This is a genomic window from Methyloceanibacter sp., assembly GCF_051306395.1.
Taxonomy (GTDB): domain Bacteria; phylum Pseudomonadota; class Alphaproteobacteria; order Rhizobiales; family Methyloligellaceae; genus Methyloceanibacter.
The window spans coordinates 24,552-39,514 of record NZ_JBPPND010000229.1 but is presented as its reverse complement, the minus strand read 5'-3'; the positions used below and the strand labels follow the sequence as shown (position 1 = coordinate 39,514).

The following is a 14,963-nucleotide window of genomic DNA, read 5'->3' as shown; positions in this document are numbered from 1 at the left end:
CCTCTACTCCGCCGCTACCGGCACGGACGGTGAGATCGGCTTCGTGGCCTTCTCGTCGATGCGTTCCTCGATGACGTGGCGGAAGTGCCGGATCAAACCTTGCACCGGCCAGGCAGCGGCGTCGCCCAGCGCGCAGATGGTGTGGCCCTCGACCTGATGGCTGACGTCGAGCAGCATCTCGATCTCGGCTTTCTCCGCGTCACCGTTGGCCATGCGTTCCAGCACGCGCCACATCCAGCCCGTGCCTTCGCGGCACGGCGTGCACTGGCCGCAGGACTCGTGCTTGTAGAAATAGGAGATGCGGGCGATGGCGCGGATCATGTCGGTGGACTTGTCCATGACGATGACGCCGCCGGTGCCGAGCGCGGTTCCGGCCTCCTTCAAGCTATCGAAGTCCATCAGCACGTCGTCGCACGCCTTGGCCGGGATGCAGGGCACGGACGAGCCGCCGGGAATGATCGCGAGCAGATTGTCCCAGCCACCGCGCACGCCGCCGGCGTAGTAATCGATCAGCTTGCGCAACGGAACGCCCATCTCCTCTTCCACGGTGCAGGGCTCGTTCACGTGGCCGGAGATGCAATAGAGCTTGGTGCCAGTGTTGTTGGGACGGCCGAGGCCTGCATACCAGGTGGCGCCCCGCCGCAAGATGTCCGGCACCGAAGCGATGGTCTCTACGTTGTTCACCGTGGTGGGCGCCCCGTAGAGGCCGCAATTGGCCGGGAATGGCGGCTTCAGCCGTGGCTGGCCCTTCTTGCCTTCGAGGCTTTCGAGTAGCGCCGTCTCCTCGCCGCAGATATAGGCGCCCGCGCCGTGATGAACGTAGAGGTCGAAGTCCCAGCCATTGACGTTGTCCTTGCCGATCAGCTTGGCTTGATAGGCTTCGTCGATGGCCGCTTGCAGAATCTCGCGCTCGGCGATGAACTCGCCGCGAATGTAGATGTAGGAGGTATGCGCCCGCATGGCGAAGCCGGCGAGCAGCGCGCCCTCGATGAGAAGATGCGGGTCGTGGCGCATGATCTCCCGGTCCTTACAGGTGCCGGGCTCCGATTCATCGGCGTTGACCGCGAGATAGCTCGGGCGGCTGTCGTTCTTCGGCATGAACGACCATTTGAGGCCAGTGGGGAAGCCCGCCCCGCCGCGCCCGCGCAAGCCCGACGCCTTGACCTCGTCGATAACGGCGTCGTGGCCGCGCGCGATCATCTCCTTGGTGCCGTCCCAAGCGCCGCGCGCGCGCGCCGCCTCGAGACGCCAACTGCGGAGCCCGTAAAGATTCTTGAAGATGCGGTCCTTGTCGGCAAGCATCAGCGGGGCCTCGGCTTCTTCAAAGGCGACTTCTTCAGGGGCGGCTTGGGCACGGCAGCCTCGCGGACATTGGCGGAGGCGCCGGGACGCTTCGCCTCAGCATCCACGAGGGCCGGTCCGGCGCAGCCGAACTCGGGTCCGGATGTGTCGCTTGCATAGATGGACGCATCGGTGAGCGTGTTCGGGCCGCTCAAGGGCGCGGAGGTCTTCCGTCCGTTCTGCGGCCCGGGCTCGACGTGCTCTCCTTTGCGGAGTCTATTGAGGATCGACTCGACATTCTCCGGCGTCAGGTCCTCGTAATAATATTTGTTGATTTGCGCCATGGGCGCGTTCACGCAGGCGCCGAGACACTCGACCTCGGTCCAGGAGAACATGCCGTCCTTGCTGACCGTATCCTTAGGCCCGATATGTTTGCGGCAGGCATCCTTGATGTCCTCGGCGCCGCGCAGCATGCAGGGCGTGGTGCCGCACACCTGCACATAGTAGCGGCCGACCGGCGCGAGATTGAACATCGTGTAGAAGGTGACGATCTCGTAGACGCGGATGTAGGCCATGCCGAGCATGTCGGCGACGGCGCGCAATGCCGGCTCCGAGATCCAGCCGCCCATCTGCTCCTGTGCCCGCCACAGGAGTGACAGCACGGCGGAGGCTTGGCGGCCTTCCGGGTATTTCTTGATTTCAGCCTTGGCCCAGTCGAGATTCTCGGGCGTGAAGGCGAAGCCTTCAGGCTGTTCCGCAGCGAGGCGTCGGACGCTCATCTCTATCTTCTATGATCCCGCGCGAGGTGTTGCACAGTCTTGCGCGAGTCGCTCCTAACTAAGTTCCGTAAGGTCTTGGAGACTCTCCCTGATCGCGCGCCGTTTCGCAACTGCACAAAACGTCATCGGTCGACCTCTCCAAAGACAATATCGATGGACCCGAGCACGGCAGACACGTCCGCCAGCATGTGGCCGCGGCATAGGAATTCGAGCGCCGCGAGATGGGGGAAGCTCGGCGCGCGGATCTTGCAGCGATAGGGCCGGTTGGTGCCGTCCGCGACCAGATAGACGCCGAATTCGCCTTTGGGCGCCTCCACGGCGGCATACGCCTCGCCTTCCGGCACGTGATAGCCTTCGGTGTACAGCTTGAAGTGGTGGATCAGGGACTCCATGGAACCCTTCATGCGGGCGCGGGAGGGCGGCACCATCTTGTGGTTGTCCACGGTGACGGGACCCGGCGTGGTCGTGAGCCGCTCGCAACATTGCTTCATCAGGCGGACCGCCTGGCGCATCTCCTCCATGCGGATGAGATAGCGGTCGTAGCAATCGCCGTTCTTGCCGATGGGAATGTCGAATTCGAGCTCGTCGTAGCACTCGTAAGGCTGGCTCTTGCGCAAGTCCCAGGCCGCGCCCGTGCCGCGGATCATGACGCCGGTAAAGCCGCGGGCCCAGGCGTCCTCCTGGCTGATCACGCCGATATCGACGTTCCGCTGCTTGAAGATGCGGTTGTCGGTGAGCAGGCCCTCGATGTCGTCGCAGACTTGGAGGAAGGGATCGCAGAAGGCGTAGATGTCGTCCACAAGCTGGGGCGGCAGGTCCTGATGCACGCCGCCGGGGCGAAAATAGGCCGCGTGCATGCGGCTGCCGCTGGCCCGCTCGTAGAAGACCATGAGCTTCTCGCGCTCCTCAAAGCCCCAAAGCGGCGGGGTCAGCGCGCCCACGTCGAGGGCCTGGGTGGTGATGTTGAGGAGATGCGACAGGAGGCGCCCGATTTCCGAATAGAGCACGCGGATCAGCTGGGCGCGCTTGGGCACGGTAAGCCCGAGCAGCTTCTCCACGGCGAGCGCGAAGGCGTGCTCCTGGTTCATGGGCGCGACATAGTCGAGCCGGTCGAAATAGGGCACGGCCTGGAGGTAGGTCTTGTGCTCGATCAGCTTTTCGGTGCCGCGGTGGAGCAGGCCGATATGCGGATCGACGCGCTCGACCACCTCGCCGTCGAGCTCGAGCACGAGGCGGAGCACGCCATGGGCGGCCGGGTGCTGGGGGCCGAAATTGATCGTGAAGGTGCGGTCGTCGCCTTCACGCTTGCCGCTGTCGATGGGCGTCGTCGTCTTGGTGTCGGTCTCGGCCATCACGCGTCCACCTTTGCCGGTCCTTTAGCGCGCTTGGCGGCGATCCCTCTCTCGAAGCGGTCCCAGCCGACGATGAAGCGTTCGTGGGTGCCTGCGCCGATCTCGTCGACCCCGTCATGCGCGCTGACCTTGAACTTGGCGCGGGGCCCGCGCAGCTCGACGCACTCGGCCTCGACGGTCACGGTGAAGCCCACAGGCGTCGCGGATTTGTGCGAGACGTCGATATGGGTGCCGAGGCTGCCCTCGCCTTCGTCGAGATGCGGCTCGAGGAGCTGCACGCAGGTCCATTCCATCAGCCCGACCATGAAGCCAGTGGCGAACACGTCTGGCATGATCTGAAGCTGCGGCGCCTCGTCATAGAGATGCGGCACGGTCTTGGTGGCGGGCACTTGGTAAGAGAAGCTGTGCTTCAGGCCGCTCTTAAGGGACGGTTTCACGTGTCCCCCTTACGGTCGGGTGCGAGCCCGGCCTTCTCATCGCCGGGGATGGCGGTGTCCATCGCTTCCCAGGGACTGAGGAAGTCGAAATTGCGAAACTCCTGCATCAGCTTCACCGGCTCGTAAACGACCCGCTTCAGCTCGTCGTCATAACGGAGCTCCACGAAGCCCGTGAGCGGGAAGTCCTTGCGCAAAGGGTGTCCCTGAAATCCGTAGTCGGTGAGCAGCCGGCGCAAGTCCGGATGGCCATCGAACAAAATCCCGTAAAGGTCGAACGCCTCGCGCTCGAACCAGTTGGCGGCGGGAAAGATCTCGACCAGGCTCGGCACCGGCGTCTCGGCGCTTGCCGTGATGCGCACGCGGATGCGCTGATTCTGCCAAGGGCTCAGCAGATGGTAGACAACATCGAAGCGCTCCTCGCGCTCGGGATAGTCCACCCCGCAAATATCGATGAGACAGCCGAAGCGGCAGCGTTCGTCGTCGCGCAGGAAGGTGATGACATCGCGAATCCGGTCGCGCTTCACCTCGATGGTGAGCTCACCGAGCGCCACCTCGAAGCGCACAAGCTTCGGCCCTAGCTTCCCGGTGAGGTAGCCGCCCAGCTTATTCAGCGCGTCGTTCATCAAAGCTCCAGGACCAGAGCGGGTCAGCGATCGATGGTGCCCGTCCGCCTGATCTTCTTCTGAAGGAGCAGCACGCCGTAAACGAGCGCTTCGGCCGTCGGCGGGCAACCCGGAACGTAGATGTCCACCGGCACGATGCGATCGCAGCCGCGGACCACAGAGTAGGAATAGTGATAGTAGCCCCCGCCATTGGCGCAAGACCCCATGGAGATCACATAGCGTGGCTCCGGCATCTGGTCGTAGACCTTGCGCAAAGCGGGCGCCATCTTGTTGCACAGCGTGCCGGCGACAATCATGACGTCGGATTGGCGTGGGCTGCCGCGGGGGGCAAAACCGAAGCGTTCAAGGTCGTAGCGGGGCATGGAGGCCTGCATCATCTCGACGGCGCAGCAGGCCAGTCCAAACGTCATCCACATGAGCGAGCCGGTGCGCGCCCAATTGATCAGGTCGTCGGCCGAGGTGAGCAGGAAGCCTTTGTCGGCGAGCTCATCGGAGAAGGTGCCGAACGTTGTGGCGCCTGCGGTGACGAGGCCACCGCCCTTGCCTTCGGTCTCGAACTTGACTTCAGGCATCAATCCCATTCGAGCGCGCCTTTCCGCCACTCATAGATGAAGCCGATGGTGAGAACGCCTAAGAACACGATCATCGCCCAGAAGCCGAGCGCGCCGACCTCGTCGAAGGCGACCGCCCAGGGAAAGAGGAACGCCACCTCTAGATCGAAGATAATGAAAAGGAGCGACACGAGATAGAAGCGCACATCGAATTTCATGCGGGCGTCATCAAAGGCCTCGAAGCCGCACTCATAGGCCGAGACCTTCTCCGGGTCCGGATTGCGCACGGCGACGACGAAGGGCACCGCGAGCAGGATCGTGCAGATGACGAAGGCGATGCCGATGAAGATGACTAGTGGCAGATAATCTACCAGCAGCTGGCCCATGGCTTTTCCGAAGCCTTCTTGTTTGCATTCACGGGGCCGAAATGGCGGGAGTGACGGGACTCGAACCCGCGGCCTCCGGCGTGACAGGCCGGCGCTCTAACCAACTGAGCTACACCCCCCACCGGGCCGTAAACCACGGCCGGAGGCGATGTTCTGCATGTACGGCCTGGGATTCCCCAAGTCAAGGTGAGCCGGGCGAAGACCGTCTAGGGTTCATTGCGGCGTGGCGCCGCCCTTCCCTGCCGCCTGGAGGTTCGCCAGGACGTTCTTGGCGGCCGGGTCGCCAAGTTCCGCCGCGTTGGCGATGAGGTCGGCGGCCTCCCTCAAGTTGCGGCCGACCCCATAGGCGCCTTCGGTGTAGAAATTGGCCATAATGAGCATGGCGCGGGTGGAGCCCTTGTCGGCGGCCTGGCGGACCATCCGGACGCCGTCGAGTGTGTTCTTCGGCACACCCTTCCCGGTGATCAGAGTCATGCCGTAGAGCATCATGGCATTGGGGGCGCCCGTCTCGGCGGCCTGCTGCATCAGCTTTGCCGCTTCGGGCTCCGGCGAGATATAGGCCAGGACAAGCATGGCCGAGGTGTTGCCCTTGGCGATGAGGTCTTCCAGGAGCGGCTTTGCGACGTCTTGCTTCTTGCCGGCCACGTTGGCCATGGCGAGCCCCAGCGCGAAGCGCTGTTCGTCCGGATGGGCCTTAAGCGCCTCGGTGCAGGCGGGGACCGCCCGATAGAAATCGACCCGGCTGAAGGGGTGGCTCCACTCGTCAGGCCCGAAGCCTTCGAAGGGATCGGCGGCGACACGCTCACAGAGTTGCTCCGGGGGCTCGTCCTTGACGACGTCGTTCAAATTCAAGGGAGCAGCCTGAGCGCCTCCCGAGAAACACACGGTGAGAGATAGGCTGGCGGCAAGAACGGCGGTTACGCGGCGCATGAAAAACCTCCCGGGGTGGTGGGCGGTGACAGGCTCGAACTGCCGACATCCACGGTGTAAACGTGGCGCTCTACCAACTGAGCTAACCGCCCCATGTCCGGGAAGCGTTAGAGCAAGCCTCCTTCAACGCCTATAGGCAAACCTGGCAAACAACGGCTTGCAAATAAGAAAAGGCGGAGCCTCGCGCAACGGCGAGGCCCCGCCCAGAAATCCATCGGCTCTCACGCCTTAAGCGTTGCAGGCCTCTTTGAGCGCCTTGCCGGCGCGGAACTTCGGCACCTTCGAGGCCGGGATCTGAACCTCGGCGCCGGTGCGCGGATTGCGACCGACCGAGGCCTTACGCTGCGCGACCTGGAAATTGCCAAAGCCGACGATGCGAACAGTGTCTCCGCCGCTCAAGGCTTTCTCGATATTCTTGAACGTCGCGTCGACGGCCTTCTCGGCCGAGTCCTTCGACAGTTCGGATTCTTTCGCCACCTGGGCGACCAGCTCAGCTTTGTTCACGGCTCCATCCTTTCGCTCGGCCCCAATCATAGGGCGCAGGTTTGAACCCTCGAGGCCGCTTTGGGTACGCTCCGATTCACAAACAAGTGGTGTATGACTGGCGCAAAAAACGCGGAAAATCAACAAATTTGGCCGACTCGGTGCATAAGGCCGGATCACGCGATTGAGGCAAATCGACGGCAGAGCGCCTGCCGCCCGCGCGTGCCTAGTGGGCGGTCAGACCCGAAGCGCTCTCGTCCTTGGCCGGGACGACCTGCGCGGCACCCTCGCCCTCCTCCTCCCAGACGATCGGCTGAGGCGGTCGGGTGAAGGCGAGCTTCAGCACCTCCTCCACACGCGAGACAGGGAGAATTTCAAGCTTATTCTTAAGAGAGTCGGGTATCTCCACGAGATCTTTGACGTTTTCCTCGGGGATGATCACGGTCTTGATGCCCGCGCGCAAGGCCGCCAGCATCTTCTCCTTGAGGCCGCCGATGGGCAGAACCCGGCCGCGCAGCGTGATTTCGCCCGTCATGGCGACCTCGCGCTTCACCGGGATTCCGGTCATGAGGGAGATGATGGCGGTGACCATGGCCACGCCGGCCGACGGCCCATCCTTGGGGGTGGCGCCCTCGGGCACGTGAACGTGGATATCCCGCTTCTCGAAAAGAGGCGGCTCGATGCCGAAATCCACGGCCCTGGCGCGCACATAGGCGTTCGCGGCCTGAATCGATTCTTTCATGACATCGCGCAGATTGCCGGTGACGGTCATCTTGCCTTTACCGGGCATCATCACGCCTTCGACCGTGAGTATCTCGCCGCCGACCTCGGTCCAGGCAAGACCGGTGACCACGCCGACCTGGTCCTCCAGCTCTGCTTCGCCGTAGCGGTATTTGGGCACACCGAGATAGTCCGAAAGGTTCTCCATCGTGACCTGCACGGTCTTGTGGTCCGTGGTCAGAAGCTCTTTGACCGACTTCCGGGAGAGCTTGGCGATCTCGCGCTCGAGGCTACGCACGCCCGCTTCGCGGGTATAGCGGCGGATGATCTGCTTCAGCGCGTCCTCATCGAGGGAGAACTCCTCCGCCTCAAGGCCGTGGTTCTTGACCTGCTCGGGAATAAGGTGGCGCCTGGCGATTTCGACCTTCTCGTCCTCGGTGTAACCAGCGATGCGAATGATCTCCATCCGGTCCATTAGGGCCGGCGGAATATTCAGCGTATTCGCCGTGGTCACGAACATCACGTTGGAGAGGTCGTAGTCCACTTCGAGATAGTGATCGTTGAAGGTGTGGTTTTGCTCCGGGTCCAGCACTTCGAGCAGGGCCGAGGCCGGGTCGCCCCGAAAATCGGCGCCCATCTTGTCGATCTCGTCGAGCAGGAAGAGCGGATTGACCTTCTTTGCCTTCTTCATGGACTGGATGACCTTGCCGGGCATCGAGCCGATATAGGTGCGCCGGTGGCCGCGGATCTCCGCCTCGTCGCGCACGCCGCCAAGGCTCATGCGCACGAACTCGCGACCCGTGGACCTGGCGATGGACTTGCCGAGCGAGGTCTTGCCGACGCCGGGCGGGCCGACCAGGCAAAGGATCGGACCTTTCAGCATGTTGGTCCGGTTCTGCACGGCGAGATACTCGACGATGCGGTCCTTGACCTTCTCCAAGCCGTAATGGTCCTCATCGAGGACCTTCTGGGCATCGTCCAGGTCGCGCTTGACCTTGCCCTTGACGCCCCACGGGATCGACAACAGCCAGTCGAGGTAGTTGCGTACCACCGTGGCTTCGGCCGACATCGGGCTCATCTGGCGAAGCTTCTTGAACTCCCCCATGGCCTTCTCACGGGCTTCCTTGGAAAGCTTGGTCTTCTCGATCTTGTTTTCGAGCTCGGCCAGATCATCCCGGCCTTCCTCGCTGTCGCCAAGTTCCTTCTGGATCGCCTTCATCTGCTCGTTCAGGTAGTACTCGCGCTGCGTCTTCTCCATCTGACGCTTGACGCGGCTCCTGATCTTGCGCTCGACCTGAAGCACTGAGATCTCGCTCTCCATCAGGGTGAAGACGCGCTCCAGCCGCTCTGAGACCGACGTGACCTCGAGGATCTGCTGCTTCTCGGCGATCTTGATGGCGAGATGGCTGGCGATGGTGTCGGCGAGCTTGGAATAGTCCTCGATCTGGCTCGCGGTGCCCAGCACCTCGGGTGAGATCTTCTTGTTGAGCTTCACATAGCTCTCGAACTGAGACACGACGGAACGGGCCAGCGCCTCGATCTCGTCCTCGGCGCCAAGCGTCTCCTCAACGGGCTCGATCTCGGCCTCGAAATAGTTCTCGTTGTCCGTGTAGCGGGAAATCATTGCCCGGCGCGTGCCTTCGACCAGCACCTTCACGGTGCCGTCGGGCAGCTTCAGAAGCTGAAGGACCGAGGCGAGCGTGCCCATGTCGTAGATGCCGTCGGCGGTCGGCTCGTCATCGGACGCGTTCTTCTGGGCGACGAGCAGGATCTGCTTGTCGGTGCGCATCACCTCCTCAAGCGCCGCGATCGATTTCTCGCGACCGACGAAGAGCGGCACGATCATGTAGGGGAAGACCACGATGTCGCGAAGTGGGAGCACCGGATAGAGCTCCGGGGCGCCTTCGATGATCTCGGACGGGTTCGTTTCGGTCATGATAGTTCCGTCGCTTTCTTGTTAAACGGACCAAGCGCCGCTTCGCGAAGCCCTGCCTTAGTTCCCCTCCCCAAGATCGCCTTCCTGGATACATTGTCCCGGCATTTGCCGAGCCAAGCACTGCGTCATCTTGGCCCGCCGGGCACCGAAAGGTGGCAATCACTCCGGCCCCCGTCAAGGCAGGCCGCTGTTTCCGCGCGCTACCCCCGAATTCCGACGATTTGAGTAGGATTCGCGCGCCCCTTCAAGCAGGGATTGGCGGGAATGCGGTCAGGCGCTGGACCCGACCTCTTCATGCCGCTCGGAGTAGATGCGCAAAGGCCGGGCGTGTCCGTCCACCACCTCGGCGCTGATCACGACCTCCTCGACCCCATTCATGCTGGGCAGCTCGAACATGGTGTCGAGCAGGATGCCCTCCATGATGGATCTCAGGCCGCGGGCACCGGTCTTCCGCTCGATCGCCTTCTTGGCGATGGCGAGCATAGCTTCCTCGGCAAAGGACAGTTGCACGTCCTCCATCTCGAAGAGACGCTGGTATTGGCGCACGAGCGCGTTCTTGGGCTCGGTGAGGATGCGGATCAGCGACTCCTCATCGAGGTCGTCCAGGGTCGCAATCACCGGGACACGGCCGATGAATTCCGGGATGAGGCCGAACTTCAGCAAATCCTCGGGCTCGATTCCCCGAAGGACGTCGCCAGTGCGGCGCTCATCGACGGCTTCCACATTCGCGCCGAAGCCGATCGAGGCGGACCGGCCGCGCGCGGAAATGATCTTCTCGAGCCCGGCAAAGGCGCCGCCGCACACGAACAGAATGTTCGTGGTGTCGACCTGCAGGAACTCCTGCTGCGGGTGCTTGCGTCCGCCTTGGGGCGGCACCGAGGCGACGGTGCCTTCCATGATCTTAAGCAGCGCCTGCTGCACGCCCTCGCCCGACACGTCGCGGGTGATGGACGGGTTGTCGGACTTGCGGCTGATCTTGTCGACCTCGTCGATATAGACGATGCCGCGCTGGGCGCGCTCGACATTGTAGTCGGCCGACTGGAGCAGCTTCAGGATGATGTTCTCGACATCCTCACCCACATAGCCGGCCTCGGTGAGCGTCGTGGCGTCGGCCATGGTGAAAGGCACATCGAGGATGCGGGCCAGCGTCTGGGCGAGCAGCGTCTTGCCGCAGCCCGTGGGCCCGATCAGAAGAATGTTCGACTTGGCGAGCTCGACGTCCGAATTCTTGCCGGAGTGATTGAGCCGCTTGTAGTGGTTGTGCACGGCGACGGAGAGCACACGCTTGGCGTAGTCCTGGCCGATGACGTAGTCGTCCAGGACGGCGCAAATTTCCATCGGGGTCGGCACGCCATCGCGGGACTTCACGAGGGAGCTCTTGTTCTCCTCGCGAATAATGTCCATGCAAAGCTCGACGCATTCATCGCAGATGAACACGGTGGGCCCAGCAATAAGTTTGCGAACCTCGTGCTGACTCTTGCCGCAGAAAGAGCAGTAGAGGGTGTTCTTCGAATCCGTTCCGCTCACCTTGCTCATTCTATCTATCCGATTGTTTTTGGTTTCAATTCAATGCTGGTGCCCGCACCAGCTATCTTGGTCCCGCCTTGCAAAGTGTGAGCGACTCCCTTTGAAAGCTGCCCGACGCGCAATCTGAGCATGCTAGGGCGCCACTGATCAAGGATTGATTAATCGCGCGAATCTCAGGAGTGCACACCTTTCCCAGACCCCTGGGACGGTGCATGGACCATGCCGGTATGGCCACGGCAAGGCCCGGGCTTGGCAATTTGACGGTTAGGCCTAACGGGCCTCAATCAAGGCTTTCCAATTGCGGTTAAGACGACGGAGTTTTGTCCCCTTTGTCCTCAAGGGGAGAACGCTTAGAGATCACCTCGTCCACGAGGCCGAACTTCCGGGCGTCCTCCGCGGACATGAAGTAATCACGGTCGAGGGTTTTCTCAATAGTCTCGTAGTCCTGCCCGGTGTGGTGGACATAGACGTCATTGAGGCGCCGCTTCATCTTGATGATGTCCTCGGCGTGGCGCTCGATATCGCTGGCCTGGCCTTGGAAGCCGCCGGACGGCTGATGAAGCATGATGCGCGAGTTCGGCAGCGAATAGCGCATGCCCTTCTCGCCGGCACACAAGAGCAGCGACCCCATGGACGCCGCCTGGCCAATGCATAGCGTCGCGACGGGCGGCCGCACGAACTGCATGGTGTCGTAGATCGCCATGCCGGAGGTCACCACGCCGCCGGGGGAGTTGATGTACATGGAGATCTCCTTCTTGGGGTTTTCGGCCTCCAAGAAGAGAAGCTGCGCGGTGATAAGGGACGCCACATGGTCCTCGATCACGCCCGTGACGAAGATAATCCGCTCTTTCAGCAGGCGGGAGTAAATGTCGTAAGCGCGCTCGCCGCGGTTGGTCTGCTCGACCACCATGGGGACAAGCGTGCTCATGTATGTCTCGGCCGGGTTGTTCATGAATGTCCTGCTTTTCGGGCTTGGTGAGCCAGTCGGGGCCGACCGGCGAATCTCCCAGGATCACCCTACATATGAGGTCGGGCCCGGAAACGGAAGAGGCCAGATGCCGCCTTGATTACCGGCCCGGCCCCCTCACTCAGCCATGCTTGTGACCGTGGTCATGATCGTGGTCATGATCGTGATCATGGTGGTGATGGCCATTCCTGCCTTCCGGATCGGCGTAGAGTTCCTCCACGCTCACTTCCTTGTCGGTCAGCTTGGCGAGCTCGAAGATGTAGTCCACCACCTTGTCCTCGTAGATGGGCGCCCTGAGCTCGGCCAGGGCGTGAGGGGTGTTGCGGTAAAAGTCGTAGACTTGCCGCTCCTGGCCCGGGAACTGCCGAATACGCTCGATCAGCGCCTTATTGACCTCTTCGTCGCTGACAGTCACCTCATTGCGCGAGCCGATCTCCGAGAGCAAAAGTCCAAGCCGGACACGCCGGGCGGCGATGTCGCGGTATTCCTCCTTGGCCTTCTCCTCGGTGGTGCCCTCGTCCTCGAAGGTCTTCTTGGACTGCTCGAGGTCCTTGGTCACCTGATCCCAGATCGCCTGAAACTCGTTGTCCACCAGGGTCGGCGGCAGCTCGAAAGTATGGCCTTCGTTGAGCGCGTCGAGCAGCGCCCGCTTCATCTTTTGACGCGAGGCCAGGGCGCGGTCCTGCTCCATACGCGCCTTCACCGTTTCGCGTATCTGTGCGACCGATTCCACGCCGAGGCTCTTGGCGAAATCATCGTCGAGCGTGGGCGTCTCGGGCGCGGCCACCTCCTTCACCTTGACCTCGAACGTTACCGCTTTGCCGACGAGTTTGGCCTCCGGATAGCTCTCCGGGAAGGTCGCCTCGATCACCTTCTCATCGCCGGTCTTCACACCCGTCAGACCTTCTTCGAAGCCGGGAATGAAGCCGCCGGCGCCAAGGGTGATGGGCGCATCCTCGGCGGTTCCGCCCTCGAAGGCCTCGCCGTCGAGCTTGCCGACGAAGTCGATGGTCACGCGGTCGGCCTTCTTGGCCGCCCCGTCCTTCGGCTTGTAGTTTTGATTGGTGGCGAGGATCCTATCGATCGCGTCGTCGATGTCCTTGTCGCTCACCGGCGTCACGGGACGCTCGAGGGCGATCGTGCTGAGATCCATCACCTCGACCTTGGGCAGCACTTCGAAGGTTAGCGTGTAGGACAGATCGCCGGTGCCTTCGAAGATCTGATTGATCTCGGCCTCGTCCTCGGGGAGCGCCACCTTCGGCTGAAAGGCAGGACGTTCCTCGCGCTCCGACAGCGCCTGCTGGCTCGTCTCGGTGACGGCCTGCTGCACGACCTCGGCCATGACCGAGCGGCCATAGACTTTGCGCAAATGATCCTTCGGCACGTGGCCGGGGCGGAAGCCCTTGATGCGCGCCTTGCCCTTGAGCTCGTCGAGGCGCGAGGAGAGCCGCTGCTCCAACTCATCGGCGCCAACCACCACTTTCAACTCGCGGCGCAGACCTTCAGTATTTGTCTCTGTGACGTTCATACCGTCTCAATCCACCATTTTTCCGGCGCCATGAGGCGCTTTCAATCCATCCAACAACATTGGCCAACGCTTGGTTGGTGCGGGCGGAGGGAGTTGAACCCCCACGGCCGAAGCCACCAGAACCTAAATCTGGCGTGTCTACCAGTTCCACCACGCCCGCCTAAAGGGTTCGCGCACCGCGCCGGCCACATCTCGCGGTCTATATACACAGCGGGTTTCCCGGCTGCTAGGGCCGATACCCGCTCATTCGGTCTTCCCTGGTTCGCCTTAACCCTACGTCCCCCAACCTATGCTCCCCAGCCAGCATCCCGTGGAACCGCATGCCCGTTGCTGCCGGTTTCGTGGGATTTCCGCGACTTGCGGGGGCCGACCGGCCTCATTAGGTTGCGGGCGAACCAGATTCCCGAAGGCTTTCCCCCCGTGACCTACCGCAACGGCATTCTCGAGGCGATCGGCAATACGCCGCTGATCAAGCTCAAGCGCGCGTCTGAAGAGACGGGCTGCACGATTCTGGGCAAGGCCGAGTTCATGAACCCGGGCCAGTCGGTGAAGGATCGGGCCGCGCTGTTCATCATCCGCGATGCCATGAAGGCGGGCCGGCTCAACCCGGGCGGAACGGTGGTGGAGGGCACGGCCGGCAATACGGGCATCGGGCTCGCGCTGGTCGGTAACACGCTTGGGCTCAAGACGGTGATCGTCATGCCCGAGACTCAGTCCGACGAGAAGAAGGACATGCTCCGCCTCAGCGGCGCCGAGCTGATCCAAGTGCCGGCGGTGCCCTACAAGAACGACAACAATTACGTGAAATATTCCGGCCGGCTCGCCGAGGAACTCGCCAAGACGGAGCCGAATGGTGCCATCTGGGCGAACCAGTTCGACAACGTGGCGAACCGGCAGGGCCATATCGAGACGACGGCTCAGGAGATCTGGCGTGACCTCGACGGCAAGGTGGACGGCTTCATTTGCGCCGTGGGAACAGGCGGCACTCTTGCCGGCGTCTCCATGGGGCTCAAAGAGCACAAGCCCGACATCGTCATCGGCTTGGCCGATCCCATGGGCGCGGCGCTCTACAACTACTACAAGCACGGCGCGCTCAAGTCCGAAGGCAGCTCCATCACCGAGGGCATCGGCCAGGGCCGTATCACCGCCAATCTTGAAGGGGCCGAGGTCGACGAGGCCTTCCAGATCCCGGACGCGGAGGCCCTGCCCGTCCTGTTCAATCTCTTGAGCGAGGAAGGCCTGTGCCTTGGCGGCTCGAGCGGCATCAATGTCGCAGGCGCCATCCGGCTCGCCAAGGCCATGGGGCCGGGCCACACCATCGTCACGGTGCTCTGCGATTACGGCACGCGCTATCAAAGCAGGCTGTTCAATCCGGAGTTCTTGCGCGAAAAAGGATTGCCGACCCCCGAATGGCTCGACCGGCCCGAGGCCGCAGCGCCCACCGTGTTCGTTTAGGAAAGTAC

At 62.5% G+C, this 14,963-nt stretch carries 14 protein-coding genes and 3 tRNA genes; 1 reads left to right on the top strand and 16 read right to left on the bottom strand.

Annotated elements, in window-relative coordinates; translation table 11 throughout:
* Nucleotides 1-3 precede the first annotated feature (3 nt).
* From nuoF to ACSLE4_RS12080, 16 genes are all read right to left on the bottom strand, one after another.
* Nucleotides 4-1,302 (bottom strand): NADH-quinone oxidoreductase subunit NuoF, encoded by a 1,299-nt coding sequence (gene nuoF, locus ACSLE4_RS12155; RefSeq protein WP_435904703.1) that lies wholly within the window; start codon nucleotides 1,300-1,302, stop codon nucleotides 4-6.
* A complete protein-coding gene (nuoE, locus tag ACSLE4_RS12150; RefSeq protein ID WP_435904702.1) occupies nucleotides 1,302-2,060 on the bottom strand; it encodes an NADH-quinone oxidoreductase subunit NuoE in 759 nt (252 codons plus the stop codon). The genes nuoF and nuoE overlap by 1 nt, the downstream gene beginning before the upstream one ends.
* A 122-nt stretch (nucleotides 2,061-2,182) precedes the next feature.
* Nucleotides 2,183-3,412 carry an NADH-quinone oxidoreductase subunit D gene (locus ACSLE4_RS12145; RefSeq protein WP_435904701.1) on the bottom strand — a complete coding sequence of 410 codons (1,230 nt, stop codon included), beginning with the start codon at nucleotides 3,410-3,412 and terminating at the stop codon, nucleotides 2,183-2,185.
* A complete protein-coding gene (locus ACSLE4_RS12140) occupies nucleotides 3,412-3,849 on the bottom strand; it encodes a thioesterase family protein (RefSeq protein ID WP_435904700.1) in 438 nt (145 codons plus the stop codon). Before ACSLE4_RS12140 ends, ACSLE4_RS12145 begins: the two co-directional genes overlap by 1 nt.
* Complete coding sequence (locus tag ACSLE4_RS12135; RefSeq protein WP_435904699.1) at nucleotides 3,846-4,472, bottom strand: NADH-quinone oxidoreductase subunit C; 627 nt, start codon at nucleotides 4,470-4,472, stop codon at nucleotides 3,846-3,848. Before ACSLE4_RS12135 ends, ACSLE4_RS12140 begins: the two co-directional genes overlap by 4 nt.
* A 23-nt stretch (nucleotides 4,473-4,495) precedes the next feature.
* Nucleotides 4,496-5,053, bottom strand: a complete 558-nt coding sequence (locus tag ACSLE4_RS12130) for a NuoB/complex I 20 kDa subunit family protein (RefSeq protein WP_435904698.1) — start codon at nucleotides 5,051-5,053, stop codon at nucleotides 4,496-4,498.
* Nucleotides 5,044-5,409, bottom strand: a complete 366-nt coding sequence (locus tag ACSLE4_RS12125; RefSeq protein WP_435904697.1) for an NADH-quinone oxidoreductase subunit A — start codon at nucleotides 5,407-5,409, stop codon at nucleotides 5,044-5,046. The genes ACSLE4_RS12130 and ACSLE4_RS12125 overlap by 10 nt, the downstream gene beginning before the upstream one ends.
* A 42-nt stretch (nucleotides 5,410-5,451) precedes the next feature.
* Nucleotides 5,452-5,528, bottom strand: a tRNA-Asp gene (locus tag ACSLE4_RS12120).
* Between the two features lie 94 nt (nucleotides 5,529-5,622).
* Nucleotides 5,623-6,261 (bottom strand): tetratricopeptide repeat protein, encoded by a 639-nt coding sequence (locus tag ACSLE4_RS12115; RefSeq protein WP_435904696.1) that lies wholly within the window; start codon nucleotides 6,259-6,261, stop codon nucleotides 5,623-5,625.
* Nucleotides 6,262-6,355: 94 nt separating this feature from the next.
* Nucleotides 6,356-6,431: transfer RNA gene (locus ACSLE4_RS12110), tRNA-Val, on the bottom strand.
* A 136-nt stretch (nucleotides 6,432-6,567) separates the two neighbouring features.
* Nucleotides 6,568-6,843 carry an HU family DNA-binding protein gene (locus ACSLE4_RS12105; RefSeq protein ID WP_069625200.1) on the bottom strand — a complete coding sequence of 92 codons (276 nt, stop codon included), beginning with the start codon at nucleotides 6,841-6,843 and terminating at the stop codon, nucleotides 6,568-6,570.
* 205 nt (nucleotides 6,844-7,048) lie between these two features.
* Nucleotides 7,049-9,478, bottom strand: coding sequence for an endopeptidase La (lon, locus tag ACSLE4_RS12100; RefSeq protein WP_435904695.1), 2,430 nt, complete (start codon nucleotides 9,476-9,478; stop codon nucleotides 7,049-7,051).
* A 270-nt stretch (nucleotides 9,479-9,748) separates the two neighbouring features.
* Nucleotides 9,749-11,014: an ATP-dependent Clp protease ATP-binding subunit ClpX gene (clpX, locus tag ACSLE4_RS12095; protein WP_435904694.1), complete on the bottom strand. Its 1,266-nt coding sequence runs from the start codon at nucleotides 11,012-11,014 to the stop codon at nucleotides 9,749-9,751.
* Nucleotides 11,015-11,309: 295 nt separating this feature from the next.
* The gene (clpP, locus tag ACSLE4_RS12090; RefSeq protein WP_435904693.1) at nucleotides 11,310-11,957 is read right to left on the bottom strand and encodes an ATP-dependent Clp endopeptidase proteolytic subunit ClpP; all 648 of its coding nucleotides are present in this window, start codon (nucleotides 11,955-11,957) and stop codon (nucleotides 11,310-11,312) included.
* A 136-nt stretch (nucleotides 11,958-12,093) separates the two neighbouring features.
* On the bottom strand, nucleotides 12,094-13,500 hold the full coding sequence (gene tig, locus ACSLE4_RS12085; RefSeq protein ID WP_435904692.1) for a trigger factor: 1,407 nt from the start codon (nucleotides 13,498-13,500) through the stop codon (nucleotides 12,094-12,096).
* 75 nt (nucleotides 13,501-13,575) lie between these two features.
* Nucleotides 13,576-13,660 (bottom strand) — tRNA-Leu (locus ACSLE4_RS12080).
* Between the two features lie 260 nt (nucleotides 13,661-13,920).
* On the opposite strand from ACSLE4_RS12080, the gene ACSLE4_RS12075 reads away from it, so the two are divergent.
* Nucleotides 13,921-14,955 carry a cysteine synthase A gene (locus ACSLE4_RS12075; protein WP_435904691.1) on the top strand — a complete coding sequence of 345 codons (1,035 nt, stop codon included), beginning with the start codon at nucleotides 13,921-13,923 and terminating at the stop codon, nucleotides 14,953-14,955.
* Nucleotides 14,956-14,963 lie beyond the last annotated feature (8 nt).